Source organism: Pseudomonas putida, assembly GCF_028682175.1.
Lineage (GTDB): Bacteria > Pseudomonadota > Gammaproteobacteria > Pseudomonadales > Pseudomonadaceae > Aquipseudomonas > Aquipseudomonas putida_AD.
The window spans coordinates 65,764-90,814 of sequence record NZ_JANHKS010000021.1 but is presented as its reverse complement, the minus strand read 5'-3'; the positions used below and the strand labels follow the sequence as shown (position 1 = coordinate 90,814).

23 protein-coding genes (1 of these 23 cut by a window edge) are annotated in these 25,051 nt (G+C 62.0%); 8 read left to right on the top strand and 15 right to left on the bottom strand.

Translation table 11 applies throughout. The annotated features are described in order from the left end of the window. Positions 1–47: 47 nt before the first annotated feature. From NPS29_RS16150 to NPS29_RS16135, 4 genes are all read right to left on the bottom strand, one after another. Positions 48–740 carry a GntR family transcriptional regulator gene (locus NPS29_RS16150; protein WP_274133737.1) on the bottom strand — a complete coding sequence of 231 codons (693 nt, stop codon included), beginning with the start codon at positions 738–740 and terminating at the stop codon, positions 48–50. Between the two features lie 119 nt (positions 741–859). Beyond that, positions 860–2,431: a gamma-glutamyltransferase family protein gene (locus NPS29_RS16145; protein WP_274133734.1), complete on the bottom strand. Its 1,572-nt coding sequence runs from the start codon at positions 2,429–2,431 to the stop codon at positions 860–862. Between the two features lie 131 nt (positions 2,432–2,562). After that, positions 2,563–2,883, bottom strand: a complete 321-nt coding sequence (locus tag NPS29_RS16140) for a helix-turn-helix domain-containing protein (RefSeq protein ID WP_274133733.1) — start codon at positions 2,881–2,883, stop codon at positions 2,563–2,565. Further along, positions 2,867–3,232 (bottom strand): type II toxin-antitoxin system RelE/ParE family toxin, encoded by a 366-nt coding sequence (locus NPS29_RS16135; RefSeq protein ID WP_274133736.1) that lies wholly within the window; start codon positions 3,230–3,232, stop codon positions 2,867–2,869. Before NPS29_RS16135 ends, NPS29_RS16140 begins: the two co-directional genes overlap by 17 nt. Before the next feature lie 232 nt (positions 3,233–3,464). Between NPS29_RS16135 and NPS29_RS16130 the strand changes: the two genes are divergently transcribed. Both NPS29_RS16130 and NPS29_RS16125 read left to right on the top strand, forming a co-directional pair. Beyond that, complete coding sequence (locus NPS29_RS16130; RefSeq protein WP_274133732.1) at positions 3,465–4,130, top strand: hypothetical protein; 666 nt, start codon at positions 3,465–3,467, stop codon at positions 4,128–4,130. 14 nt (positions 4,131–4,144) lie between these two features. After that, complete coding sequence (locus NPS29_RS16125; protein ID WP_274133731.1) at positions 4,145–4,831, top strand: tetratricopeptide repeat protein; 687 nt, start codon at positions 4,145–4,147, stop codon at positions 4,829–4,831. Between the two features lie 66 nt (positions 4,832–4,897). Here NPS29_RS16125 and NPS29_RS16120 read toward each other — a convergent pair whose 3' ends face one another. The 3 genes from NPS29_RS16120 to NPS29_RS16110 form a co-directional block, all read right to left on the bottom strand. Beyond that, positions 4,898–5,227: a hypothetical protein gene (locus NPS29_RS16120; protein WP_274133730.1), complete on the bottom strand. Its 330-nt coding sequence runs from the start codon at positions 5,225–5,227 to the stop codon at positions 4,898–4,900. 142 nt (positions 5,228–5,369) lie between these two features. Beyond that, on the bottom strand, positions 5,370–5,642 hold the full coding sequence (locus NPS29_RS16115; protein WP_274133729.1) for a DUF1652 domain-containing protein: 273 nt from the start codon (positions 5,640–5,642) through the stop codon (positions 5,370–5,372). A 304-nt stretch (positions 5,643–5,946) separates the two neighbouring features. Beyond that, complete coding sequence (locus tag NPS29_RS16110) at positions 5,947–8,316, bottom strand: DNA polymerase II (protein WP_274133728.1); 2,370 nt, start codon at positions 8,314–8,316, stop codon at positions 5,947–5,949. Between the two features lie 156 nt (positions 8,317–8,472). Here NPS29_RS16110 and NPS29_RS16105 point away from each other — a divergent pair, with 156 nt between their 5' ends. Further along, positions 8,473–9,711, top strand: coding sequence for a M20/M25/M40 family metallo-hydrolase (locus NPS29_RS16105; RefSeq protein ID WP_274133727.1), 1,239 nt, complete (start codon positions 8,473–8,475; stop codon positions 9,709–9,711). A 136-nt stretch (positions 9,712–9,847) separates the two neighbouring features. Here NPS29_RS16105 and NPS29_RS16100 read toward each other — a convergent pair whose 3' ends face one another. Next, the gene (locus tag NPS29_RS16100) at positions 9,848–11,026 is read right to left on the bottom strand and encodes an aspartate aminotransferase family protein (protein WP_274133726.1); all 1,179 of its coding nucleotides are present in this window, start codon (positions 11,024–11,026) and stop codon (positions 9,848–9,850) included. Positions 11,027–11,124: 98 nt separating this feature from the next. Here NPS29_RS16100 and NPS29_RS16095 point away from each other — a divergent pair, with 98 nt between their 5' ends. Continuing rightward, entirely contained in the window at positions 11,125–12,027 is a 903-nt protein-coding gene (locus NPS29_RS16095) for a LysR family transcriptional regulator (protein ID WP_274133725.1), read from the top strand. A gap of 3 nt (positions 12,028–12,030) precedes the next feature. On the opposite strand, the gene NPS29_RS16090 is transcribed toward NPS29_RS16095, so the two are convergent. Further along, a complete protein-coding gene (locus NPS29_RS16090) occupies positions 12,031–12,507 on the bottom strand; it encodes a RidA family protein (RefSeq protein ID WP_274133724.1) in 477 nt (158 codons plus the stop codon). A 181-nt stretch (positions 12,508–12,688) separates the two neighbouring features. Between NPS29_RS16090 and NPS29_RS16085 the strand changes: the two genes are divergently transcribed. Together NPS29_RS16085 and NPS29_RS16080 are read left to right on the top strand one after the other, a co-directional pair. Further along, positions 12,689–13,705 (top strand): zinc-dependent alcohol dehydrogenase family protein, encoded by a 1,017-nt coding sequence (locus NPS29_RS16085; protein WP_274133723.1) that lies wholly within the window; start codon positions 12,689–12,691, stop codon positions 13,703–13,705. Positions 13,706–13,857: 152 nt separating this feature from the next. Beyond that, complete coding sequence (locus NPS29_RS16080) at positions 13,858–14,790, top strand: hypothetical protein (RefSeq protein WP_274133722.1); 933 nt, start codon at positions 13,858–13,860, stop codon at positions 14,788–14,790. On the opposite strand, the gene NPS29_RS16075 is transcribed toward NPS29_RS16080, so the two are convergent. The 3 genes from NPS29_RS16075 to NPS29_RS16065 form a co-directional block, all read right to left on the bottom strand. Continuing rightward, positions 14,777–15,094, bottom strand: coding sequence for a class I SAM-dependent methyltransferase (locus NPS29_RS16075; RefSeq protein ID WP_274133721.1), 318 nt, complete (start codon positions 15,092–15,094; stop codon positions 14,777–14,779). The genes NPS29_RS16080 and NPS29_RS16075 overlap by 14 nt on opposite strands. Before the next feature lie 354 nt (positions 15,095–15,448). Then, a complete protein-coding gene (locus NPS29_RS16070) occupies positions 15,449–15,886 on the bottom strand; it encodes a DoxX family protein (protein WP_274133720.1) in 438 nt (145 codons plus the stop codon). A 100-nt stretch (positions 15,887–15,986) separates the two neighbouring features. Next, a complete protein-coding gene (locus tag NPS29_RS16065) occupies positions 15,987–17,411 on the bottom strand; it encodes a transglycosylase SLT domain-containing protein (protein ID WP_274133719.1) in 1,425 nt (474 codons plus the stop codon). 185 nt (positions 17,412–17,596) lie between these two features. Between NPS29_RS16065 and NPS29_RS16060 the strand changes: the two genes are divergently transcribed. After that, positions 17,597–18,406, top strand: a complete 810-nt coding sequence (locus NPS29_RS16060) for a TatD family hydrolase (RefSeq protein WP_274133718.1) — start codon at positions 17,597–17,599, stop codon at positions 18,404–18,406. 248 nt (positions 18,407–18,654) lie between these two features. After that, complete coding sequence (locus NPS29_RS16055; protein WP_274133717.1) at positions 18,655–19,971, top strand: methyl-accepting chemotaxis protein; 1,317 nt, start codon at positions 18,655–18,657, stop codon at positions 19,969–19,971. Positions 19,972–20,575: 604 nt separating this feature from the next. Here NPS29_RS16055 and NPS29_RS16050 read toward each other — a convergent pair. From NPS29_RS16050 to NPS29_RS16040, 3 genes are all read right to left on the bottom strand, one after another. Then, positions 20,576–22,717, bottom strand: a complete 2,142-nt coding sequence (locus NPS29_RS16050) for a TonB-dependent siderophore receptor (RefSeq protein WP_425312516.1) — start codon at positions 22,715–22,717, stop codon at positions 20,576–20,578. 256 nt (positions 22,718–22,973) lie between these two features. Next, positions 22,974–24,380 (bottom strand): aspartate aminotransferase family protein, encoded by a 1,407-nt coding sequence (locus NPS29_RS16045; protein WP_274133715.1) that lies wholly within the window; start codon positions 24,378–24,380, stop codon positions 22,974–22,976. Further along, on the bottom strand, positions 24,373–25,051 hold the final stretch of the coding sequence (locus tag NPS29_RS16040; RefSeq protein WP_274133714.1) for a non-ribosomal peptide synthase/polyketide synthase. The gene runs 15,464 nt beyond the window's last position; 679 of the gene's 16,143 nt are visible here — the last part of the coding sequence; the start codon falls outside the window, past its right edge; the stop codon is at positions 24,373–24,375. Before NPS29_RS16040 ends, NPS29_RS16045 begins: the two co-directional genes overlap by 8 nt.

Sequence of the window (25,051 nt, the reverse complement as noted above, 5' to 3'; positions counted from 1 at the left end):
ACGTCCTCAAAATCGCCCCCGCCGGCAAGCCGTGCTGCTACGGTTCCTCAGTCGCTGAGCGCCTGTTTGAGGTTGAACTCGGCCGGTGGTTCGGCGCCCAGTGCCAGTTGGCCTTCCAGCTCGTCCAGGTGTTCGATCATCACGGCCACGGCTTTTTCGTGGTCGCCTTCTTCCAGCGCGGTGATGATCTGCTGGTGTTCGTCCGACGCGCAGGACGGCACGTCGTTGCGCTGGTACAACGCGACGATCAACGAACTGCGTACCATCAGGTTGCCGAGGATGTCGCTCAGCACGGCGTTGCCGCAGATCGCGCCAAGCATCAGGTGGAACTCGCTGAGTTCCCGCACGATGGCGCGGCGGTCGGTGTCGTTGGTGGCCTTGCGCTCGTTGCTCATGTGGGTGGCGATGCGCTGGCGCTGCTTGCGCATGATGGCCGGCGTGATGGACTCCACGATCGCCCGCTCGATGGCCCGCCGCGCACTGAAAATGTCCCGCGCTTCCTTGGCCGTCGGTTGCGACACCATCGCCCCGCGATTGGCCTCGATGGTCACCACTTTCTGCAACGCCAGGCGCTGGATCGCTGCCTGGACATGGTTGCGGTTGGCTTGCAGGGTTTCGACGATCTGCGCTTCGATCAGCCGCGTGCCGGGCGGCAGGCGGTGCTGGGCAATGGCCTTGTACAGCGCATCGACGATACGCTGCACTTCAAGCTGTTTGGCGGTGACAGTGCTCAAGCCCATCCATTCCTCGTTCGTGCAGAAGACCTTCTGCCACACGCGCAGCAGTGGCGAGCGGGCAACGGCCGGCATTATCCGCCAGCGCCCCGGACTCGGCAAACCCGGCGTGCATGGCGCCCGGCTTATCCGGCCAGACCAAACGCCACACCTTCGCCGCGAGGATCGTGCATGGCATGACGAACACCGTCGCACTCGATGCTGATGATCCCCGCATGCCCGGTCATGGGGCTGTGTGGCGCGATCATTTCCACCTCGTGCCCAAGCTCGGCAAGGCCAACCGCCGCATCAGGGCTGATGTCGCCTTCGAGCTTGAGGTTATCGGTGCTGTCGAAAAAGCTGCGGCCCAGGAGAAAGCGCGGCGTGCCCAAGGCGCGGTCGATGGGTTGGCGGTAGTCGATCAATTGAGTCGCCAGCACCATCTGCGTCTGCGGCTGCCCGTCGCCGCCCTGGGTGCCGAAGAAGAAGCGCCGACCGTCGTCCGCCAGATAGCAGGACGGGTTGAGCGTATGCGCGGGGCGCTTGCCCGGTGCCCAGCCATTGACGTGCCGGGGGTCGAGGTTGAAACCGGCGGCGCGGTTCTGCCACAGCACACCGGTGTCGCCCAGAATGCAGCCCGACCCGAAGTCATGGAACAGGCTCTGGATCAGACAGGCCGTACGCCCCTGCTCATCGGTCGCCGCCATCCAGATGGTATCGGCCGGACGGCCCGGCTCATTCCACGAAGCGGCGCGTTCATCATCGATCGCATCGGCATACCGCGCGAGGTTTTCATCGGACAGGCTGGCCGCGAAATCCCAGTCACTAAAACCCGGATCACACAGCTGTGCATTGCGTCGCAGCAACCCCTGCTTTATTGCTTCGACCAACAGGTGATAGTACGCGGCGCTGCCATTGGCGATATCGGCCAGGGGTTTGTGCTGCAGCGATCCCATGGCCTGCAAGGTGTACAGCCCTTGGCTGGGGGGCGCGACATTGAACAGTTGGCCCCGACGATAACGCACCGAAACCGGCGCCACTTCCGGCGCCTGGGTTGCCCGCAGATCGGCGGTGGTCAGCCCGCAACCCAAGCGAGCAAAGGCTTCGCCGAAGGCATTGGCCAGCTCGCCCTGGTAAAAATCCTCGACACCGTGGCGAGCTAGATGACGCAGCGTGTTCGCCAGTGCAGGCTGGCGCAACACATCCCCCTCGCGCATCCAGCGCCCGTCGGTGCGGCACAGCCGATGCAGATCAGGCAGTTGTTCGATAAGCGGCTGGCGCAAGGTCTGCCAGAACAGTTGTGATTGCGAGACGGGCACGCCCTCGTCGGCCATCACGGCAGCGTCCGTCAACAAGTCAGCCCAGCCGAAACGCGAGCCCCATTCATGGCGGCTGATATTGGCAGCCGTCTGCCAACTGGCCAGCGCCCCCGCAGTGCTAGCCACCGAACTGGGCCCGCGCAAGGTAATGCTGCCTGCCTCGGGCAAGCGCATTCCTGCCTGACCGATCCCCACGATGGTGCGCACATGGCGATCATGGATCATCCACAGGGCATCGCCGCCGATCCCGGTCATGTGCGGAAAAACCGCGCTAAGCATCGCGCTGGCAGCCAGCATTGCATCGATGGCCGTTCCCCCAGCCTCCAGAACACGCCGCCCGGCAGCACTGGCTTCGGCATGGGGAGTGGCGATGACGGCACGGCGAGAAGTGGCAATCATGAGCGAGGGTCCTTTTGCATATTGCTAGCTATTTGGTTTTCTGTAGCTAGCAAAGCAAGAGGTGTGCCGTTGGGCTTTCGGCAATTAGGCAACACCCATTGCCTATGGGCAGGCAAAGGATCTGTACAGGTTCAAGTCAGAATTTCGAGCCCATGTTTCTGCACGATGGTCAGCAGTTTCAGAGCCATGCCTCCTGGCCGTTTTGCCCCCGCCTCCCACTGCTTGACCGTTGAGGTGCTGGTGTTGAGATAGCGAGCAAACACAGGCTGACTCACGTGGCTGCGCTCGCGAATTTCCTTGATCTGCGCCGGTTCGATTTCAGCAGGAACCGCAGCGATGCAATCCTCATCGAACTCGCGCATCGTCGCCTTGCCAATCGCGCCGATTTCAAATAGTGCGGTCGCTGACTCGTGCACAGACTCCAGTGCCTGACTTTTAAATTTTTTCGCCATTACAAATCTCCATGAAGTCCTGACGCTCCACCAACAGCTGGATCTGTGCAGGGCTCAGACTCTCGTAGACTTTGGCCAGCCGTCTGAATGTCGCCAACTCGCTTTTGTTGATGTTACTGAGGCCCTGCTTGGCAAAAAGGAACTGATAGACCCAATAACAACGACCTCTCGCCAATATGATCGAACGATGACGATTCTGGTTGAGTCTTTTTTTCCATACCCCACCGCCAAGGTCGTCGGCTTGTCCCATCAGCACTTCCTGTATTGCTTCACAGAGATCAGCATCGGTGATCAGCGCCTTGGTCGCCGTCGAAGCAAATCCCTTCGTTTTGAATACCCTGTTCAGCATGAGCCAGCCCGTCGACATTAGTTAATCTACCACTAGGTGGTATACCACTCAATGCCCTGCAGGTCCCTTCCTGACCAGCGACAGGCAAGGCTGATTTATTCCGCGCATTTCGTAGGAAACGGATCGGTGAGCATTCATCGCCCCCTGGAGGACTTCTCTCAAACCCAACTGATCATTAAAGTCATGGCTCCCGCCGCCGATAACCTTCTTTTCCCCGTCACGGATGATTTACATGTTCCGCCCTCTTCTTTCCGGTATTGGCCTGCTGGCCATTGCCTGCACCGCCCAGGCCCAGGCCGTCTCCACTCCCGAACAACTGCTGACCGAGTTCTCCCGCTGCGACGCGAGCTTCTTCGAAGGCCTACGTGATGCGCGTCTGCCGGCCGGTACGATTCGCCTGGGCGATTACGGCAAGGTCAAGGCACCGACTGTGATGAACCCCTTGCAGGAAGGTGGCAACTACCAGGCGTTCGAGAACCCGCTGATGGTCAACGGCGTGCGCATGGTGGGTTATTACAATCAGGCACAGACCATCAAGGACGCCGGCAATTTCCTGTTCTGGGGGTTCGTGGCCGACGGCACGCCGGCTGAAGTGGCCGCCAGACTCAAGCCGCTGATCGTCGACAACTCGCGCTTCGTGCCGATGGGCAAGACTTTCACCCGCGCCGAGATCCGCCGGATCGGCGACCCTATCAACCAATGGCGTACCGAAGGCCTGACCGGCCCGGGCGTGGCGACGCCGTTCGGATTCGTCGACCGGGTGTTGATGGTCGACAACGGCGACACCACCCCACCGCTGGGCGGGCACACCACCGTGTTCTGCTCGTTGCAGGGCACCGTCACCGCGCCGCTGTTGCAGGTGTATCGCCCTGACCTCAACGCCCATCTGCTGGACTGACAAGGATGTTTCTGATGAATGCTCGTTTCACCGCTCTGATCGCCTGCACGGCTCTTCTGGCAGGCTGCGCCGGGATGCAGAAACCGGTCAACCCGAACCTTGCGCACTGCCGCGCGCAGCTTCAGGCCTCCAAGGCCACCAACTACCCGCTGGTGTTGCAGGAAGGCGATCTGTGCCTTGAGAAAAACACCCTGTCCAACGCGATGCAGAGCCTGATCTACCTGGTGCAGGCCGATGCCTACGGCAATCTCAATCGCTACCCCGAGGCCATCGTGGCCAAGGAAAAGTCGATGCAACTGTCGGTCAAGCCCTCGCCTCGGGAATACCTTGACCTGAGCTACATGTATCGCAAGGCCGGCAACCCGAAAAAGGCGTTGCAGCTGGTTCAGTACAACCTGGACAACAACCTTGGCGAAGCCGGCAAGGGCAATGGTTTCAACATGCCGACCTATTACCACCTTGGCCTGGCGCTGAACGACCTTGGCATGTATCGCGAAGCCGCCGAATCCTTCAGCACCGGGCTGCAACGTCAGCGGGATTTCGCCTGGGCGTACTATGCGCGTGGCGTTGCCTATGACCACCTGAACGACAAGGACGACGCAAGGGCCGACTTCACGACCTTCGCCAAGATCGTCGACAAGAAGTACGTAGAGGCAGAGCAGCGCACGAAGCTGGCCGAATACCAGATCGCACTGCCCTGAACGAAGGCGCAAGGCAGGCCCGGCGGGTCTGCCCTGCTGCTGTGGATTCGCCGGCCAATTCTGGGGCTAGGCACACTCTTTCGCGACTTTCCCCACCCCTGCGCCGAGCAGGCTGCGCTCATAGACGAACACCTTGCCGCCGCTGTTGGCCTTGTAGGCTTCGATCACATTGTCCGCCGTGACTGAACTCGACATCACGATCTTGTAATGCCGCTGGGGCTGCGACAGCACCGGGCTCAACGAACGGCTTTGCAGCTTGGGCACCACGCAGGCGGTGTACTGTTCGGGCGTCTTGCTGGTTTCCAGCGTCAGCGTCGGCTCGTTTGGCGCGGACGCGCAACCGGCAAGCACAAGGGCACAAACCGCAGAGAAGGCGGAGGAGGTCAAAAGTCGCATGGGCGATATCCTGTGGACGGCCTGCCGATGGGCAGTGGCCTTGATATCGCCATTTTCCGGTTCTACCCGCAAAACAGAACTTTTGATTGTTGATGCTCACTATTACCGGCCGCGATAGTAGCGGTTCATCACGCCGGACAGATCAGAGCTGTCGGCCACTGGATCTTGTCTTGGCGGGTGCTTCCCCTGCGTTAGCGAAAGACAATTGCGCTCTCATCTGCGCCACGAAACTGGATAACTCCCGGGACGATTCGAACCTCGAACGGGGAATGCCCCTGGCCGCCACGTTGAACCCGGTCGAGCGATCGAGCAGTTCGATGGAAACTTCACCACGCGAATCGATGGAACACTTGCACTGGAGCGGCAGGAAGCTGCGCTCGATGATGTGGCGCAGCTCAAGTTCAGACAGGGCCATGGACAAAACTCCTTGTAATTATGGGTAACGGATAGCCAGAGGCAATGCGGTGCCGGGAGCCCCCCCATTGGTTGTAGCAGAGGTTCGTTGAATCAGCCGTATTTACGATGTCCGAATGTAACAGGCGTTCGCTTCTGCCCGCAGGGCGTAGCAGCACGGCTTGCCGGCGGGCTGGCGCGCAGCGGCAGTAGAATCGGATGGCTGCGTTGGGTCAGACAAACCGCGTTTACCGGGTTTACTGCCGCTGCGCGCCAGCCCGCCGGCAAGCCGTGCTGCTACGGGTTCGGTGCCGGATGGAGTTTTCTCAGAAATCGAAACTCATCTGATCCAGGCTCTGCAGGTTGATCGTGCCGGGCAACACGAACGGCAGGATCGCGTCGGCAATCGGTTGCAGCTGGCGAGTGATGTAGTGGTCGTAGTCGATCGGGGCGCTGCGGGCTTCCAGGGGTTCGGGACCAGCGACGGTGATGACGTAGCTGATCCAGCCGCGGTTCTGGTATTGCAGCGGGCGACCTTGCTGGCGGTTGTAATCGTCGGCGATGCGGGCAGCACGCACGTGGGGCGGGATGTTGTGTTCGTATTCGTCCAGCGAACGGCGCAGGCGCTTGCGGTAGATGAGCTGCTCGTCCAGTTCGCCCGCCAGCGTGCGGCGCACATAATCGCGCAGGTATTCCTGAAACGGGCGGCGCTGGAAGATGCGCAGGTACAGCTCCTTCTGGAACACCTGGGCCAGCGGCGACCAGTCGGTGCGTACGGTTTCCAGGCCCTTGTAGACCATCTCGTCTTCACCGTCGGCGCGGGTCACCAGGCCTGCGTAGCGCTTCTTGCTGCCCTCCTCCGCGCCACGAATGGTCGGCATGAGGAAGCGTTTGAAGTGGGTCTCGAATTGCAGCTCCAGCGCGCTTTCAAGGCCGAACTCGTTGTGCAGATGCTCGCGCCACCAGTCGTTCACGCCCTTGACCAGCGCCTTGCCGATCCGCGCCGCTTCCTCTTGCTCGTGGGGGCGCTTGAGCCATACGAAGGTGGAGTCGGTATCGCCATAGATCACCTCATAACCCTGGGCTTCGATCAGTTGGCGGGTCTGGCGCATGATCTGGTGGCCGCGCAGGGTGATCGACGACGCCAGGCGCGTATCGAAGAAGCGGCAACCGCTGGAACCGAGCACGCCGTAGAAGGCGTTCATGATGATTTTCAGGGCCTGGGACAGCGGCGCGTTGCGCTCGCGCTTGGCGGCTTCGCGCCCCTCGGCGACGCGGGAAACGATGGACGGCAGGCAGTGCCGGGTGCGGGAGAAGCGCGCACCGCGAAAGCCTTCGACCGAGTCCTGGTCGTCGGGGTGTTTCAGGCCTTCGATCAAGCCCACCGGGTCAATCAGGAAGCTGCGGATGATCGACGGGTAAAGGCTCTTGTAGTCCAGCACCAGTACCGATTCATACAGCCCCGGACGCGAGTCCATGACGAACCCGCCGGGGCTGGCCTCGGGCATGCGTTCGCCAAGGTTGGGAGCCACGAAGCCCTGGCGGTGCATCAGCGGCATGTACAGATGCTCGAAGGCCGCCACCGAACCACCGTTGCGATCAGCCGGCAGGCCGGTGACCGTGGCACGCTCGAGCAGAAAGGTAAGCAGCTCGGTCTTCTCGAAAATCCGCGTGACCAGTTCGCAGTCCTTGAGGTTATAGCGAGCCAGCGCCGGTTTGTCCTCGGCGAACATGCGGTTGATTTCGTCCATGCGCTGGTACGGGGTGCTGATGGCCTTGCCTTCGCCGAGCAGAGTCTGGGCGACGTTTTCCAGGCTGAACGAGGGGAAGCTCCAGGTGGCGGAGCGCAATGCCTCGATGCCATCGATGATCAGCCGTCCGGCGGCCGAGGCAAAGAAGTGATTGTTGCCCGCCCCGTGTTCGCGCCAGCCCATCACCTCGCCGTCGCGCCCCAGCCGCAACGGCACGTTCAGACGCCGGGAGTGTTCGTGCAAAACCCGCAGGTCGAACTGCACCAGGTTCCAGCCGATGATCGCGTCAGGGTCGTGGCGTGCCATCCAGGCATTCAGGCTTTCCAGCAGCGCTGCGCGGGTGTCGCAGTAATCGAAGGTGAAGTCCACCTGCGCAGCATCGCCATTGGCCGGGCCGAGCATGTACACCTGACGCTCGCCGCACCCTTCCAGGGCGATGGAGTACAACTCGCCGCGCTCGGTGGTTTCGATGTCCAGAGACACCAGTTTCAAGCGTGGGCGATAGTCGGGAGCGGGCCGCATCTGCGCATCAACCAGCAGGCCGCTGGCATCGGGCGTGCCGCTGAACTCCACCGGCGCGGTGATGAAGCGCTCCATCAGGTAGCGCTCGGGCGGACGCACGTCGGCTTCGTAGACATCGACGCTGGCCCGACGCAGCTCCTTCTCAAGGTTCATCAACTGGCGATGCTGGCCGGTGTAGAGCCCGAGCACCGGTCGATGGCGGAAGTCGCAGAGTTCCAGCGGCTTGAGCTGGACATTGCTTTCCTGGCGCAACACCACCTCGGCCCGCTCGCGATGCTGCGCAGGAATGAACGCCACGGACGTCTGCAACGGCAGGCGCACGCGGCGCGGACCGCTGTCAGTCGCCAACCAGAATTCGACCTGGGTGCCCGCGTCGGTGTCGCGCCAATGCCGGGTCAGGACGAAGCCCTGCTCTAGTTCCACCTGTACAACCTCGAAAACCTGCTTTCAGGAAGTGGATTCTACGGGGATCGGCGGGCAAACGCGCGCCGGTTTGGCTTTCCCGGAGGCGGATGCGGTGGAACGATGCCCCGTCACAGGGTTCACAGCAAAAGCGTTCACACCTCTGAGGGATCCAGCATGCTCGTCCGACGCACCACCCTGGCGGCCGCCGTCGCCACTTCACTCTTCTGCTCACTGGCCCTTGCGGCCGACCTGCCCGCCGACCAGCTCATGAACAAGGCCCAGGCGGAACAGAAAGCCTATCTGGCCACGGTCAAACAACTGGTAGACATCGACACCGGCACCGGCCAGGCCCCCGGCCTGAAAACGGTCAGCGCAGTGCTGGTCGATCGCCTCAAGGCGCTGGGCGCGAGCGTTCAGACCACACCGGCCACGCCATCTGCGGGCGAAAACATTGTCGGCACCCTTAAAGGCAGCGGTTCGAAAAGCTTTCTGCTGATGATTCACTACGACACAGTTTTCGGCCCAGGGACCGCTGCCAAACGGCCGTTCCGGGTGGACGCCGAACGCGCCTACGGCCCCGGCGTGGCCGATGCCAAGGGCGGCGTGGCCATGGTTCTGCATTCGCTGAAACTGCTGAAGGATCAGAACTTCAAGGACTTCGGCACCATCACCGTGCTGTTCAACCCGGATGAAGAAACCGGCTCGGCAGGCTCGAAGAAACTCATCGCCGAGCTTGCGCGCGAGCATGACTATGTCTTCTCCTACGAGCCACCGGACAAGGATGCGGTGACCGTCGCCACCAACGGCATCAATGGCGTGTTCGTCGACGTCAAGGGCAAGTCGTCCCATGCGGGCTCGGCGCCTGAAGCGGGTCGCAACGCGGCGATGGAACTGGCCCATCAACTGGTCCAGCTCAAGGACCTGGGCGATCCGGCCAAGGGCACGACCGTCAACTGGACCCTGATAAAGGGAGGAGAAAAACGCAACATCATTCCTGCCAGCGCGGCAGCGGAAGGTGACATGCGCTATTCAGACCCGAGCGAGTCGGACCGGGTGTTGGCCGATGGGCAGCGGATCATCAAGGACAAGCTGATCGACGGCACCGACGTGACCTTCCGGTTGGACAAGGGCCGGCCGCCATTGGTCAAGAACCCGGGCAGCGAAGACCTGGCGAAAACCGCCCAGGCGCTGTACGGCAAGATCGGCCGCACCATCGAACCGATCGCCATGCGCTTCGGCACCGACGCCGGTTACGCCTACGTCCCCGACAGTCAGAAACCAGCGGTGCTTGAAACCATGGGCGTGGTCGGCGCCGGCTTGCACGCCGACGACGAATATTCCGAGCTCTCCAGCATCGCACCCCGCCTTTACCTGACCGTGGCAATGATCATGCAGTTGTCCAGCGCAAAATGACCCCGCCGGGGTGATACACAGATCCCGTGAATACCCCAAATCCCGTAGCAGCCGGGCTTGCCCGCGGGGGCGTACTCAAGACCGCTATCGCCGACAAGCCGGACTGCTACGGGTTGTGTGGCGAGCAGAATTCCGGTCAATAACACACCCCCAACACCCCCGCCACGGCGGCGAGGATCTGCTCGACGTCCGACTCTTCGATGATCAACGGCGGCAGCAGGCGGATGGTCTGGCCGCGGGTGACGTTCAGCAGCACGCCGTATTCATGGGCGGCGATGTGGGTCAGGTCGCGGATGGGGCGGGCGAGTTCGATGCCGATCATCAGGCCCAGGCCGCGAATCTGCACCACGTCCGGATGCCCCGCCAGAGTTTCGCGCAGACGCGCCAACAGTCGCTCTCCCTGGGTTGCGGCATTCTCCAGCAGGCCTTGCTGCGCAACGATGTCCAGCACCGTGCAGCCAACGCGACAGGCCAGCGGGTTGCCGCCGAAAGTGCTGCCGTGGCTGCCCGGGGTGAACAAGCGCGCCACCGTGGTCGTGGCCAGGCACGCGCCAATGGGAATGCCGTTCCCCAGCGCCTTGGCCAGGGTGACGACGTCCGGCACGATGCCTTCGTGCTGGAACGCGAACCAGTGTCCGGTGCGGCCTATGCCGGTCTGGATTTCGTCGAGGATCATCAGCCAGGCGTTATTGCTGCAATGAGCACGCAGCGCCTTGAGATACCCCGGCGGTGGCAGCATCACTCCGCCCTCCCCCTGAATCGGCTCCAGCATCACCGCGACGATGCGTTCGCCGTACACCCGGCTCGCCTGGCGCACCGCTTCAATATCACCGAAAGGCACTTTGACGAATTCCCCGGAGAACGGCTGAAACCCCAGGCGCACCGAACCGCTGTCACTGGCCGACAGCGTGCCCAGCGTGCGGCCATGGAAGGCGTTTTCCATGACCAGTATCAGCGGCTGTTCGATGCCTTTGGCCCAGCCATGCAAACGCGCCAGCTTGAGTGCGGTTTCGTTGGCCTCGGCCCCGGAATTGTTGAAGAACACCTGCTCCAGCCCCGCCAGGCGGGTCAGCTTCGCAGCCAGGCGCTGTTGCCAGTCGATCCGGTAATGGTTGGAAGTGTGCAGGAGCAACCCGGCCTGCTCGCTGATTGCCGTCACCAACTGCGGATGGCTGTGCCCGACGTTGGTCACGGCCACGCCCGCCATGGCGTCCAGATACTGGCGACCGGTCTCGTCCCAGAGGCGCGCGCCTGCTCCTCTGACAAAGCTCAGGGGCAGCGGTTTGTAGGTGTTCATCAGGCAGGCGGCGGTCATCTCGATTGCTCCATCACAGTGGGTGACGTCAGTATCGTTAGCCCGATATGCTGTATAAAGATGGCATTTCTTGAGTGACTTTAAAGCTGGAGTGGCTAATGGATGTGTTCCAGGCAATGACGGTATTCGTGAAGGTGGTGGAAAGCGGCAGCCTGACCGCCGCCGCTCGGCAGTGCGAAATGTCGACGACCATGGTCGGCAATCACCTCAAGGCGCTGGAGCAGCGACTGGGCGTGAGCCTTTTGCAGCGTACGACCCGTCGCCAGAACCTGACGGAATTCGGCACGCAGTACTACCGCCGCTGCCTCGACGTACTGGCGCTGGTCAACGATTCCGAGCGCATGGCCGAACACATCCAGACCCAGCCCAGCGGCACGTTGCGCATCACTGCTCCTCCAGCTTTTGGTGCCGAGCGCCTGTCGCCGATGCTCAAGGATTTCATGGACCAGTACCCCCAGATCAAGGTCGAGGTGGTGCTGAGCAACCAGTTGATGGACCTGATCGAGCACGGCTTCGACGCCGCGATTCGCTTGGGGATGCCCGAATCTTCTGCGCTGATCGCCCGCCCCTTGCGGGATTACACCCTGACCATCTGCGCCTCGCGCGATTACCTGGAGCGCCGTGGCACGCCGCTGAAGGCTGCGCACTTGTGCGAGCACAATTGCCTGGCGTTCGCCTACCCGGCCGGGGACGACTGGCGGGCCACCGACAAGCTGTGGAAACTCACGGGGCCTGAAGGAGTGATCGAGATTCCGGTGGCAGGCTCGATGATCGTCAACAGCTCGCCCGCCTTGCGTCAGGCGGCACTGGCGGGCATGGGCATCGCGATGTTGCCGGACGTGCTCATCCGCGAGGACTTGCAGGCGGGCAAGCTGATACCGCTGCTGCAGGCTTACCGCCCGCCGAGCCGGCCCATGTGGCTGATGTACGCCCAGGACCGCTATCGGCTGCCCAAGGTCCGGCATTTCGTGGACAGCGTGCTGGCGACATGGGGCAAATGATGCTCAATCCCGTTCAGCCACCGCGATCAGATCCATTTCGACCGTCGCATTCTTGGGCAACTGATACACCCCCACCGAACTGCGGGTATGGGCGCCCGCCTCGCCGAACACGAAAAACAGCACCTCGGACGCGCCGTCGGCCACCTCGCTGTGTTGGGTGAAGCTGTCGGTGCACTGCACGTACATCGTCATGCGCAACACCCGAACGATCCGATCCAGGCTGCCGACGCTGCGCTGCAACAGTGCAATGGCCCGCAGCGCGCTGATCCTGGCGCCCTGTTGCGCAGCTTCCAGCGTCACATCACCACCGGCGCGCCCGGTCACCACCACCCTGTCGCCGACCCGGGGGATCTGCCCGCTGATGTAGATCTGATCCTCATGGCGCACCAGCGGCACGTAGTTGCCACCGATCTTGATCTCGCCGTCGAAGTCATGACCGGACTGGGCGCACAGCTGTTTGAAGCGAGCATCACACGACATTGTCAGCCTCTGTTGTTCGAAGAATGGGTGAGCTGGATCATAAACCCTGGTCGCACCGTTTGAGAGTTCCGCAATTCTCAATTGATGACAGACATGTCGGGTATCGACAGACAGAAATGGTCCCCGAGCCCCCTGCCCCGTAGAGTCATTCCAACGCTAATCAAATGAGTCGAGGTTGGAAATGTCACGCGCCATCAAATTTCATCGCTTCGGCAAAGCCGATGTGCTCAGTTGCGAGGAGCAGCCTGACCGTTTGCCCGGTCCACAGGAAGTGCTGGTTCGTGCCGAAGCCATCGGCATCAGCTGGGACGATGTGTTGTGGCGCCAGAACCTGGCCCTGGCCAAGGTGCAATTGCCGGCCGGTATCGGCAGCGAAATGGCTGGGATCGTCGAGGCCGTGGGCGCCGACGTCACCGATCTGAAAGTAGGTGACAAGGTCGCCAGCTTCAAGGCCATGAGCGCCAACGACTACCCGGTGTGCGGCGATCACGTGCTGGTGCCGCGCAATGCCCTGACCCGCTACCCCGACGCCTTGACGCCGGTCGAAGCCAGCGTTCATTACACGCCGATGCTGCTGGCCTACTTCGCCCTCGTCGATCTGGCGCGGGTGCAGGCCGGGCAGACGGTGCTGGTCACCGACGCGGCCTACAGCCCAGGTATCGCTTTCGTACAACTGGGCAAGGCGCTGGGCCTAAGAGTTATCGCGGCGACTGAACATGCCGAGGACCGCGAATACCTCCTGGCCAATGGTGCCGATCGGGTGATCGTGACCGAAGAAGACGACATTTGCCTGCGCATCGACGCATTGAGCAAGGGCAAGGGCATCGAAGCGGTGTTCGACGGCTACGGTGGCATGCACATGTCGCGGCTCGGTGACGTGCTGGCGCCCCGTGGCAGCCTGGTGCTGTATGGCCTGCGCGGCGGCAATACCACGCCCTTCCCGGCGATGCAGGCCTTTCGCAAGAACATGCGCTTCTTCGTGCACTGCCTGGAGAATTTCACCGGCAAACCGGAACTGGGCATCGCCCAGGACAGCGAGGCCATGAAGCGCGCCCTGGACACGATCAACGAGCTGACCGTCAAAGGCCTGCTCAAGCCGGACATCCATCGCACCTGGCCCTTCGAGCAGTTCGGCAAGGCGCACAACCACCTGGACGAAGATCCGGTGCGCGGTCGCGTGGTGCTGCGGGTACGCTGAGGCGTGCTGCGCAGGCTGCGCCCTCCCAACATCCTGCAACAGTTCGCGCCCGGTGCCTTCATTGACCGGGCGTTTTCGTTCGGTAACGTGATCCCTGGACTTTCACGCGGCCGTGCGTTCCGCGCGCCGCCACTACGTCAAGGAATGACGACATGACCAGCACCTCAAGCAATCCCCCTGTGCACCTGAACTGGATGGCGAACACACCCTGGCTGGAAAGCCTGCGGGTCGATGAGCTGATTCTGCCAGGCACCCACAACTCAGGCAGCGACAAGCAATCACCCAACCTGGGCGTCCTTCAGGAGTTCGCGCAGGACGTCTCGCCACACCAACAATTGCGCAACGGGATCAGGGCGCTCGACCTGCGCATCAGGTTCTACCCCTCCTACGCCGTAGGCGACGCCAGGCGCTTCCAGGTCTTTCACCTGACCTCATCGGGCAGGACGGTGGCTGTCGATATCCTGCAGCGCACAAGGGAGTATTTCGCCGAACTGGAACAGGACGGGAGCAAGGCTCGGGAAATCGTCATTCTGGATTTTCATCAGTTCGACAAATTCACAGCGCAAGCCCACGAAGAGCTGCAAGCCTTGATCTATAACGGGCTGGGTTCCAGGCGGCTGCCCTACGCCTTGCGCGGACAGACCCTTGCACAGCTCTGGAGCGAACACCCGGGCAAGAACGTGGTCGTGGCCTATAACCACGGATCGGCCGGTCATGAATTGTGGCCGGGCGTCGAGCAGTGCTGGCCGGGGGAAAACCTGTTCAACACCAACACACTCAAAGCGTTTGTCGACAGGATTGGCAAGGAGAGCAAGCGCGACTTCGAGCTCAAGGCCGTGCAGTGCGCCAAGTACTCGCTGCCCTTCCACGCCCCCACCGACCTGAGTCACAAGGTGGATGAGTGGTTCAAGTCAGTGGATGAAAACAGCTACATCCAGAACTTCTTCATCATCAACACCGACTGGTCGTTGCGCAGCAAGATCGTCGCCAACTGCCGGCACGCCAACCAGATCCGCAGCACGCTCAAAAAGACTGACCCGGACGGCCATCTGCAACCCAGCCGCCGGCAGATCAGCAGCGTGTGATCAAACCCTGCCGGGCGATGCGCGTGAGGTGTCCAATCACCGACTCGGCGCGCTCGGCGCTGGGTGCCTGAATGACGGCCAGGTCGAACTGGTCGTTTGCGAACCGGTCGAGGGGCGCGTTGGCTTCGATGAATTTGATGAGAAATGCGTGGGGGCCGTTCTGACGACGGGGCCAGCCGTCCAGATAACGCAAGAGCGTCGGCTGGTGGGAACCGCCCAGGAGAATCTTCGGATTGCGACGAACGAATTGGCCGGCGATGGGTGCCAGACGAATGAGAGGGCGCGGGTTGGCGTGGCTGCTCATGGTGTAGTTTCTCTGCCTCAATGTTCCGCCGGGCAGGTGAGAGGCAACACCGAACCAGCGCTTTAGCGGTATTTCGATGGCGTTTTCACGACATCAGGCGCCCCGCAAGTAGCTGTTTAAATCGGCGCATGAGCGGCATCCTAGAGAAGCCGCAGGGGAATTGTCAATTCTGCGTGTAGCCATTTTTCTGCTAGCGCCAGGACAGCACCTGTGGGAGCGGGCTTGCCCGCGAATGCATTGGCCCTGATGCCTTGATGCTGGCTGGCCCGCCGCTTTCGCGGGCAAGCCCGCTCCCACAGAAATCCTCTGATCGATAATCGTCGATCCTTTCACGCTACAGGTGGAACTTGCTGCTTACTTCGCGGCAATCAACCGATCCAGCGAAACCCGGCCTGCCCCTTCGAACAGCACCGCAACCGCCGCACCCAGGAGTGCCAGGCCGAACTCGTAACCGTTGTTGGCCATGAACAGACCGTTGTGGATGTGCACCGAAAGGATCGCCACCACCAGCATCACGATCAGCACCACCGCCGCAGGGCGCACCAGCAGGCCCAGGAACAATGCCAGGCCACCGAAGAACTCGGCGCTACCCGACAGCAACGCCATCAGGTAACCCGGATTCAGACCCAGGCTCGCCATGTACTGGCCGGTGCCTTCAAGGCCGTAACCGCCAAACATGCCGAACAGTTTCTGGCTGCCGTGAGCCATGAAGATGATGCCCACAAGGATGCGCAGGACAGTGATGCCGTAGCCGGCGTTGGTGTTGAACAGCGATTTGATTTGAGCGTTCATGGCGTTTAATTCCATTTGGTAAGAAGAAGTGGCGCCATCATAATCGAATCATCAAATATGAAAATCGCAAAAATCCCACCATAAACATCGAATTAATCGATCAGTCTCTGGAAACCACTTTACGTTGTGAAGGACTCTCCAGCGAACTGCGCTCCTGGTCATACGCCAGATAGTATTTGTTCACACTATTAACGTAGCTCACCACGCCCATCCCCACCTGCTCCATCGCCACGCGCTCGACCTGGAAGAACCACTGGTTGGGATTCAGCCCCTGGCGCTTGGCCTGGGTGCGCATCGCCTGCACCCGCTCCGGGCCCAGGTTGTAGGCCGCGAGGGTGAAGGCCATGCGCTCGCGTTCGTTGATCCTGGGGCTTGAAAAGAACTTGCGGCGAATCATTGCCAGGTATTTGCTGGCCGCCTGCACGTTGCCGTCCACATCACGGATGTTGCCCACCCCAACCCGCTGGGCTGCCGATGGCGTGATCTGCAACAGGCCCGTGGCACCGCTGCCGCCCTTGGCGCCCGGATTGAGCTGGGATTCCTTGAACGCCAGGGCGGCCAGGTCCAGCCAGTCCATCTTCTGTGCGTCGGCGTGGCGTTGCAGGGTCGGGCGCAGTTTTTCCAGGCGCTGGCGATCCTCCCGAGCCAAGGGGTAGTGCACACGATAAAGGTCCTTGTAGGCCTTCTGGAACGCGACATCCTGGTTGGCCGGCGCCTGCCAGGTTTCCAGGAAACGGTCCACCGTGGCGTGCAGCATCACCGCGTCCTTGCGCACGAACCACTGCATGTCGCCGTTGCTCAGGGCCACCGAACGGTCGACCCGCAGCTTGGGCATCACCTTGGCCCAGCGCTCGGCAATCGGTTGTTCGACCACCGTCAGGTGATAGATACCGGCCTGAACCATTTCCAGCACATCCTCCACCGCCAGGCTCGGATCGACCCATTCGACCTTCACCGGCGCCAGCTTGTGCAATGCCAGTTTCTGGTTCAATTGCACCACCGCCTGGTTGGCAGCGCTGCCGGAGGTCAGCATCAGGGTGCGCCCGGACAATTGCTCGGGGCGCTTGAAACTGCGCTCGCCGCGCACCCCCACCAGCACCAGCGGCACACCGCTGACCACCGCATTGGTGGGGTCGACATACTTGGCCGCGCTGGCGTCGAGCAACTCGCCGGGGGCAACCAGATCGCCTTCGCCACGCTGCAGGGCGGCGAGCAACTGGTCCTTGGCCTTGGGGATCAGCTTGAGGGAGACCTTCTGGCCATCGCGGGCGTGGCCATTGAGATACTTTTCGAAGGCTTGCAGGCGACGGTATTCGACACCGATGGCCTCGCCCTGCACTTCGCCGGAACTGTTGCGGCTCTGATTGACCAGCACCCTCAGCACCTTGCTGCTGCGGATCGCGGACAGGTCACGAACCTGCGATTTCTTGATGACCACCGGCGGCCCGGCAGTGTGTTGCGTCGCATCGGCGAGAGACGGCACCAAAAACAGGCACAGCAACGTGAGCATGGGGGCTCGAATCATTGAAGCTCCGGAAAAATGCCGAAAAACGGACTTGAAGCCTGTGACGGACAGCCGCGCGAGCTGCGCAAGGCGCAACGGCCTGCGACGTCACAGGGAATTAAAATTGTTAAGCAGTTGAACCCGCTTGTTTTTTTATCGCTTCAAACGCTCTGGTATTCTTCTGGGCCTAGGCCAAGGGTGAAACCATGCAATTAATCGACATCGGCGTCAATCTGACCAACTCAAGCTTCGCTTCAAAGGAACGGGAGGTACTCGACCGCGCCTACGCCGCTGGCGTGGGTCAATTGATCCTCACGGGAACCGATGTCGAAGGCAGCGAACAAGCCTTGCAAATGTGCCGCCAACTGGATGAAAGCGGTGTGCGATTGTTCAGCACCGCCGGGGTGCACCCCCACTCGGCGAGCGCTTGGACAAGCGAAACCGAGAAAGAGTTGCATGCCCTGCTCAAAGAAAATGCCGTGCGTGCGGTGGGCGAATGCGGGCTGGACTTCAACCGCGACTTCTCCCCTCGTCCACAGCAGGAAAAGGCCCTTCACGCCCAACTGGCCATGGCGGTTGCCCTGAAAATGCCGGTGTTCCTCCACGAGCGGGAAGCCGACGAACGGCTGCTGGCCATCCTGCGTGAATACCGTGACCACCTGCCGGCTGCCGTGGTGCACTGCTTCACCGGCGAAAAACGCGCGCTGTTCAGCTATCTGGACATGGACCTGCACATCGGCATCACCGGCTGGATCTGCGACGAGCGCCGCGGCACACATCTGCACCCGCTGGTGCGCGAAATCCCCCGTGGCCGGCTGATGCTGGAAAGTGACGCGCCGTACCTGTTGCCGCGCAGCCTCCGGCCCAAGCCGAAGAACGGCCGTAACGAGCCGGCGTATCTTCCGGAAGTGTTGCGGGAAGTGGCATTGCACCGGGGTGAAACCGCGCAGGATGTTGCAGCCCACACCACCGCGTGCGCCCAGGCGTTCTTTGGATTGCCGCAGCTCGCAGGCTGATGCCTCACCGATGCCAGTGACTTGCAGCTTCCTCTGTGGGAGCGGGCTTGCCCGCGAAAGCGTTCGTCCCGACAATGCCATATCGGCGCGCCACCGCTTTCGCGAGCAAGCTCGCTCCCACAGGTACGGTGGCGTGACAGGCAACGTGCCTCATCTCGCTCATTGATCCAGATCAACCTCTGACCCCAGCCGATTGCACACACTAATGGCACCTTGCCTTACCCCGTGCAATCACAGAAGAGCTTCTCATGAGCCGCTGGCTGAGCAACATTTCGCTTAAATACAAATTCTGGGCGGTGAACGCGGTCGCCTTTCTCACCACTCTGCTGCTGGTGCTGTACGCCGTGAAATTGGAGCAACACAGCCGCGCCGAGGATGCCCGGCAGGCGGTGCAGGTCCAGGCACAATGGCAGGCTGCATGGCCCGCCGGACAAGCGCTTCCAGACATTCGCCCGATTGCCGCACCTCCCTCCTTCAACCAGGTCCTGACCGAGCACCTCGGCCAGTACGCTCTTGCGGTGTTCGTGCTGATGCTGGCCATGCTCGGTGCCTCCCAACTGTTGATCCGTTTCCTGCTGACCCACCTCAACACCCTCAAGGACGTAATGCTGCACGTCGAACACAGCGGCGACCTGTGCGCCCGGGTGCATCTGGCCGGTGATGACGAAGTCGGGCAGATGGCCAAGGCGTTCAACGCCATGCAGGCCGGGTATCAGCGCGTCGTCGGCACCGTCGCGCAATCGGCAGCGCGGCTGGACCAGGGTGCCGTGCACCTGGCTTCAGGCATGAGCGATGTGCGCGAAGGCATGCTCGGCCAGCAGAGCGAGACCGATCAGGTCGCCACGGCCATCAACCAAATGACCGCTACCGTCTATCACATCGCCCAACACGCCAGCGCCACCCGCGATCAGTCCCAAAGCGCGGATGCGCTGGCCGGCAGCGGCAAGGCGGTGGTGGACCGGGTGCAACTGTCCATCGCCGGGCTGTCCAGTGGCGTGCAGCAGACCGCCGGTATGATCCAGCGCCTGGCCGAGGACAGCCAGAAGATCAACGGCGTGGTCAACGTGATCCACAGCATCGCCGAGCAGACCAACCTGCTGGCCCTGAACGCCGCCATCGAAGCGGCCCGCGCCGGGGAGATGGGGCGCGGCTTTGCGGTGGTCGCCGACGAGGTGCGCAACCTGGCCAGGCGCGTGCAGACCTCAACCGACGAGATCACCACCATGGTCTCGGTGCTGCAGGCCGGTACCCGCGATGCGGTGGACTTCATGCAGGAAAGCTCGCACAAGGCCGACGATTGCGTGGCCCACGCCCGAGAAGCTGGACAAGCACTGACGGCCATTACCGAAGCCGTGGCGCAGATGCGCGAAAGCAACACCCAGATCGCCGTCGCCGCCCAGCAGCAGAGCCAAGTGGCCGAAGAAATGAACCGCGCGGTGGTGAGCATCCGCGACGTGACCGAGCGTACCGTGCGCCAGACAGTGGATTCGGCCAGCACCAGTGATGAACTGGCGACATTGGCGGGTGAGTTGAATACGGTGATTGGGACCCTCAGGTGCAATTGACCCAATGACGGATCTGCACCCTATCTCAGCGTCGTTCAATCGGCCCGTAGCAGTCCGGCTTGCCGGCGTCGGCGATTTTGGGGGCGCCGACGCCGGCAAGCCGGACTGCTACGGGATGGTGGTGTGTTCTAGATTTTGATTTTGCTTTTCATGCGCGGTGGTGCAGGCGACACAGGGCGCGACGTCAAGGCGCCAGGCCGAGCGTAGGTGTCGTGGAGGGGGATGAGCGGCAGGAAGCCGCTAGCCGTGCTGGCCATGGACGGCGCTCAGATGGACGGGACGGCGTGCCCACGGAACGGCGCCGGAGTCGAGGGAAGTCCGAAGGACCCCAGCCAGGAGCAAATGGTTTGCCTACTTTCCCGAAAGAAAGTAGGTCGCCCGTAAGGGGCGAAACCCTAAAGTCCAACCAGCGCGATAACGGATATACACACAACCCCAGCGTCGCCGAAAGACGCGGAGCGTCAAACAAGCCGTTACCACGCAAAGCGTGGGAACGATCAAACACGATCAAAAATCCCCGTAGCAGCACGGCTTGCCGGCGGGAGCGATCTTGAAAACGCCCCGCCGGCAAGCCGGACTGCTACGGTCGGTGGTCAATCAACCCTTACCAACGGAAGGCAACGGTCCCCATGACAGTACGCTCTTCACCCCAGTAGCAACGACCGGCGTTGTTACACCCGCTGACGTATTCCTTGTCGAACAGGTTCTTGGCGTTCACGTCCACCGACCAGTGCTTGTCGATGTCGTACCCGACCAGCGCATCGACCAGCGTCACATCGCCCGTCTTCAACTTGCCGTACAGCGTCGGCGAGGTGTACGCGAAGGTGTTGTCGAAGTAACGCACACCACCGCCCACACGGAACCCGCTCAACGGACCATCGAGGAAGCGATAGGTCGCCCAGCCCGACGCCTGGTTACGCGGAATGCCGGTCAACTGATGATCTTCGAACAACGAACCCGGCGCGTCCTTGGTCACCCGTGCATCGGTGTAGGTGTACGACGCCATCAGGCTGAGATTCTTGGTGATGTCGCTGTTGGCCTCAAGCTCGATCCCCTTGGACTCGCTCTCCCCGACCTGCTGGCTGAAACCGTTGGAGCCGGCCACCACATCGTGTGTCTTGGTCAACTGGAAGACCGCCGCGCTGAAGGTGGTGTTCCAGCCTTTGGGCTCGTACTTCACACCCGCTTCGTACTGATGGCTCAGGATCGGATCGAGCAATTCACCGTTCGGCTGCGACGACTGCTGCACCGGGGTGAACGCAGTCGAGTAGCTGATGTAAGGCGAGATGCCGTTGTCAAACTGGTACATCAGGCCGGTCTGCCAGCTGAAGCGATGATCCCAGCCATCCAGATCGGTGGCCGGCACGGCTGCGCTGCCTGCGCGAGCGGCGCTTGCACGGTTGCGGTATTCGCTGTGGACCCAGTCCTGACGGCCGCCCAAGAGGAAGATCCAGTTGTCGTACTTGCTCTGCAACTGGCCGTAGGCACCGTACATGTGCTGGTCGAGCTGAGAGTTCTGCACGTACTGCGTGGTGCGCGGCTGAACCGGCGAGAACACCGGGTTGAACACGTTGTAGGTGCCGCCCAGGCCTGCGTTCCAGTCCTGATTGAAGGAGGTGCGGTCGTAGCTGGCGCCCAGCAGCACGGTGTTTTCCAGTGCGCCGCTGGTGAAGTGGCCTTCGAACTGGTTGTCCACCGAGTAGGTCACGGACTTGTTGTCGCGGTCGTACGCGGTGCTGCTCAGCGTGGTGCCAAAACCTGCGTTGTTCAGGTTGTTCGGCCAGGTTTCGTGACGGTTCAGACGCGATTCCATGTAGCGCGAGTTCTGGCGGAACTGCCAGTTCTCGTTCAACTGGTGGCTGAACTCGTAACCCAGGGTCCAGGTTTCACGTTCGAAATCATCCCAGGCCGGGTTGCCGTTGAACTGCGACTTGCCGATCTTGCCGTTGGGGTTGTTCAAAAGCGTGCCCGCCGCCGGATAGCCCAGCAGCAGCTTGGTGCGGTCGCGCTGGTAGGACGACAGCAACGTAAGGGCAGTGTCTTCATCGAAGTTGAAGGTCATCGACGGAGCGATGTACAGGCGATCGTCCGGCACCGAGTCGACCTGGGTGTCAGCGTTGCGGCCGAGCATCACGATGCGGCCCAGGATGCGGTTGTCGTCGGTCAGCGGGCCGGACACGTCCAGGCCCAGTTGGCGGCGATTGTTGCTGCCATAGCTGAACTTGGCCTCGCCCTGTGCGGTTTCGGTCGGGCGTTTGCTGACCAGGTTGACCAGGCCGCCCGGGGCGTTTTCGCCGTAAAGGATCGAGCTTGGGCCGCGGAACACTTCGGTGCGTTCCAGGCCATAGGGCTCGGTGGTGGTGTCGTAGCGGTTGCCTTGCAGACGCAGGCCGTCCTTGAGCAGGCCGTAACCGTAGTCGGTGGCGTTGAAGCCGCGAATGGAGAACAGGTCGCCTGCCAGACCGTCACCCACGGCGAACGGCGGCGCGAAAATACCCGGCACGTAGCCCAGCACGTCAGTCAGGGTCTGCGAGGCCTGATCCTGCATGCGCTGACGTGTCACGACGGATACAGAGCGCGGTGTTTCCGATAATGGAGTGCTGGTCTTGGTGCCCGCTGTGCTGTTCTTGGCCTGGTAGCCGGTTTCATTCTCTACCGCTATGGCGTCCCCGGAAACGAGCGAATTCTGCAGTTGAATGGTATTGCCTTTTGCCGGCTTGACCGGGGCATCCTCGGCCCAGGCCATACCGTGGCAGGCGACCGTTGCAACCAGCGCCGCCAAGGCTTTCACCTTGAATTGATTGTTGTTGTAGCTACCCATCCTTACTCCCCCTCCCTTTGAATATCGCGGGCCCCAAGCCCCTGAATCTTGACCGGAAATGTCAAAAAAGCGTGAAAATGTAGCAAAGAATTATTATCATTACCATTAGTATTACGTGTAACAGCGAAATGCCATCCCTGCCCCGGGGGCTGACACATCGCTGATACATTCGGGCGGGGTTCTAGCGAGTTGCAGCAGCGACCGCAGCGCCGAAGATCTCGGCAATCTGGTCGATCTGGGCAGCAGTGACGATCAGGGGCGGCAGGAACCGGATGACGCTGGAGTGGCGGCCACCCACTTCGATGATCAAGCCGCGCTTGAGGCACTCACGCTGGATTTTCGAAGCCAGTTCACCGTTCTGCGGGAAGCGGCCCAAGGCGTCGGTGCGCCCTTCGAGGTTGACCATCTCCACCCCGAGCATCAGGCCCATGCCGCGCACATCGCCCATCTGCGCATAGTCCTTCTGCAACCCGCGCAGATGCCCGGCCAGGCGCTCGCCCATGGCCGCAGCATGCTGATCCAGTTGCTGCTCGCGCACGATACGCAAGGTGGTGGAGCCGGCGACCATCGCCAGTTGGTTGCCACGGAAGGTCCCGGCGTGGGAGCCCGGTTTCCAGACGTCCAGCGACTTGTTGTAGACCACCACCGCCATCGGCTGGCTGCCACCGATGGCCTTGGACAGCACCAGCACGTCGGGAATGATGTCGGCGTGCTGGAAGGCGAATGGCTTGCCGGTGCGGGCGACGCCACACTGGATTTCGTCGAGGATCATCGGCACCCCGGCCTCGCGGGTGATGCGCCGCACCTCACGCAACCAGTTGGCCGAGGCTGGCACCACGCCGCCCTCGCCCTGCAGGGTTTCCAGAATCATCCCGGCCGGCTTCAACACGCCGCTTTCCGGGTCCGTCAGCTGGTTTTCGATGTAATGCAGGCCGATGCGTTCGCCCGCCTCGCCACCCACGCCGAACGGGCAGCGGTAGTCGTACGGAAACGGCAGGAACTGCGCGTTCGAGGCCATGCCATCCAGATACGCCTTGGGCCCCAGATTGCCCATCAGCCCCAGCGCGCCCTGGGTCATGCCGTGGTAGGCGCCGTGGAAGGCCATCAGGTTGCTGCGGCCGGTGGCGGTGCGCACCAGTTTCAGCGCCGCTTCCACCGCGTCGGTGCCCGCCGGGCCGCAGAACTGGATGCGCGCATCCCTGGCGAACTCCGCCGGCAACAGGGCGAACAGTTCATTGATGAAGTCGTCCTTGGCCTCGGTCATCAGGTCCAGGGTGTGCAGCGGGCGTTGACCATCGAGGGTGCTGCGCATTGCCTGCACCACCTCCGGGTGGTTGTGCCCCAGCGCCAGGGTGCCGGCTCCAGCCAGGCAGTCGATGAACCAGCGCCCTTCGCTGTCCTGCACGTGAATGCCCTGGGCGCGCTTGAGCTCCAGCGGAATGCGCCGCGGATAGCTGCGGGCGTTGGACTCCACCGCCGCCTGACGCTCCAGCCGCGGGGTCGGCGCGAACTGGTAGTTCGCATTGACCAGCGCTGCGTCTGGCCCGCTTTCAGCGTTGATCGGCGTCACGTTGTGTTGGCTATGCATATTCCTGCTCCTGGAAATCATGTGATTGAGGACGCTCGTTGACCTGCGCGAGGGCCTCGGCAAGCTGGGTGATGAACTGCTGATCACGGACAATCGAAAGGTGGTCGGCGTCGATCCAGGCCGAAACCTGCATGCGAGCACCCATGCCCTGCTCCAGAAGAGCCGGTGCGTTATCGTTATTTTCCGGGGAACGCTCGGCCCACCAGGCGTAGACCGGCACGCTCTGGCGGTGGATTGCCCGGCATTGATTGGCCAGCGTGCGCATGTGCCGCTCGACGCCCAGCAACTGTTGCCAGTGCTCATCGCCTTCGCTGTCGGCATCGCTGTCCAGCGCTCTGTTTTCCGGCACAGGTGGCCGCGGCTGCCCTGCCCCCGGCACGTAGCCGTCGATCAGGCCGACGAACTCCACACGCTTGCCCAGACGGGTCAACAGGCGGGCCATTTCCAGCACCATGGTGCCGCCCATCGACCAGCCGACCAGGCGATAGGTCCCGCCCGGTTGCTGCTCCAGCAGCGCCTTGACGTAATCCCGGGCCATCTGCTCGATGGAGGAATCGCGCCAGTTGCCGTCCAGCACCTGACGGTTCTGGATGCCCCACACGTCCCACTGCGCGGACAGCCGACGAGCCAGGGCGTAATAGCCCACCACCGTGCCGCTGACCGGGTGCACG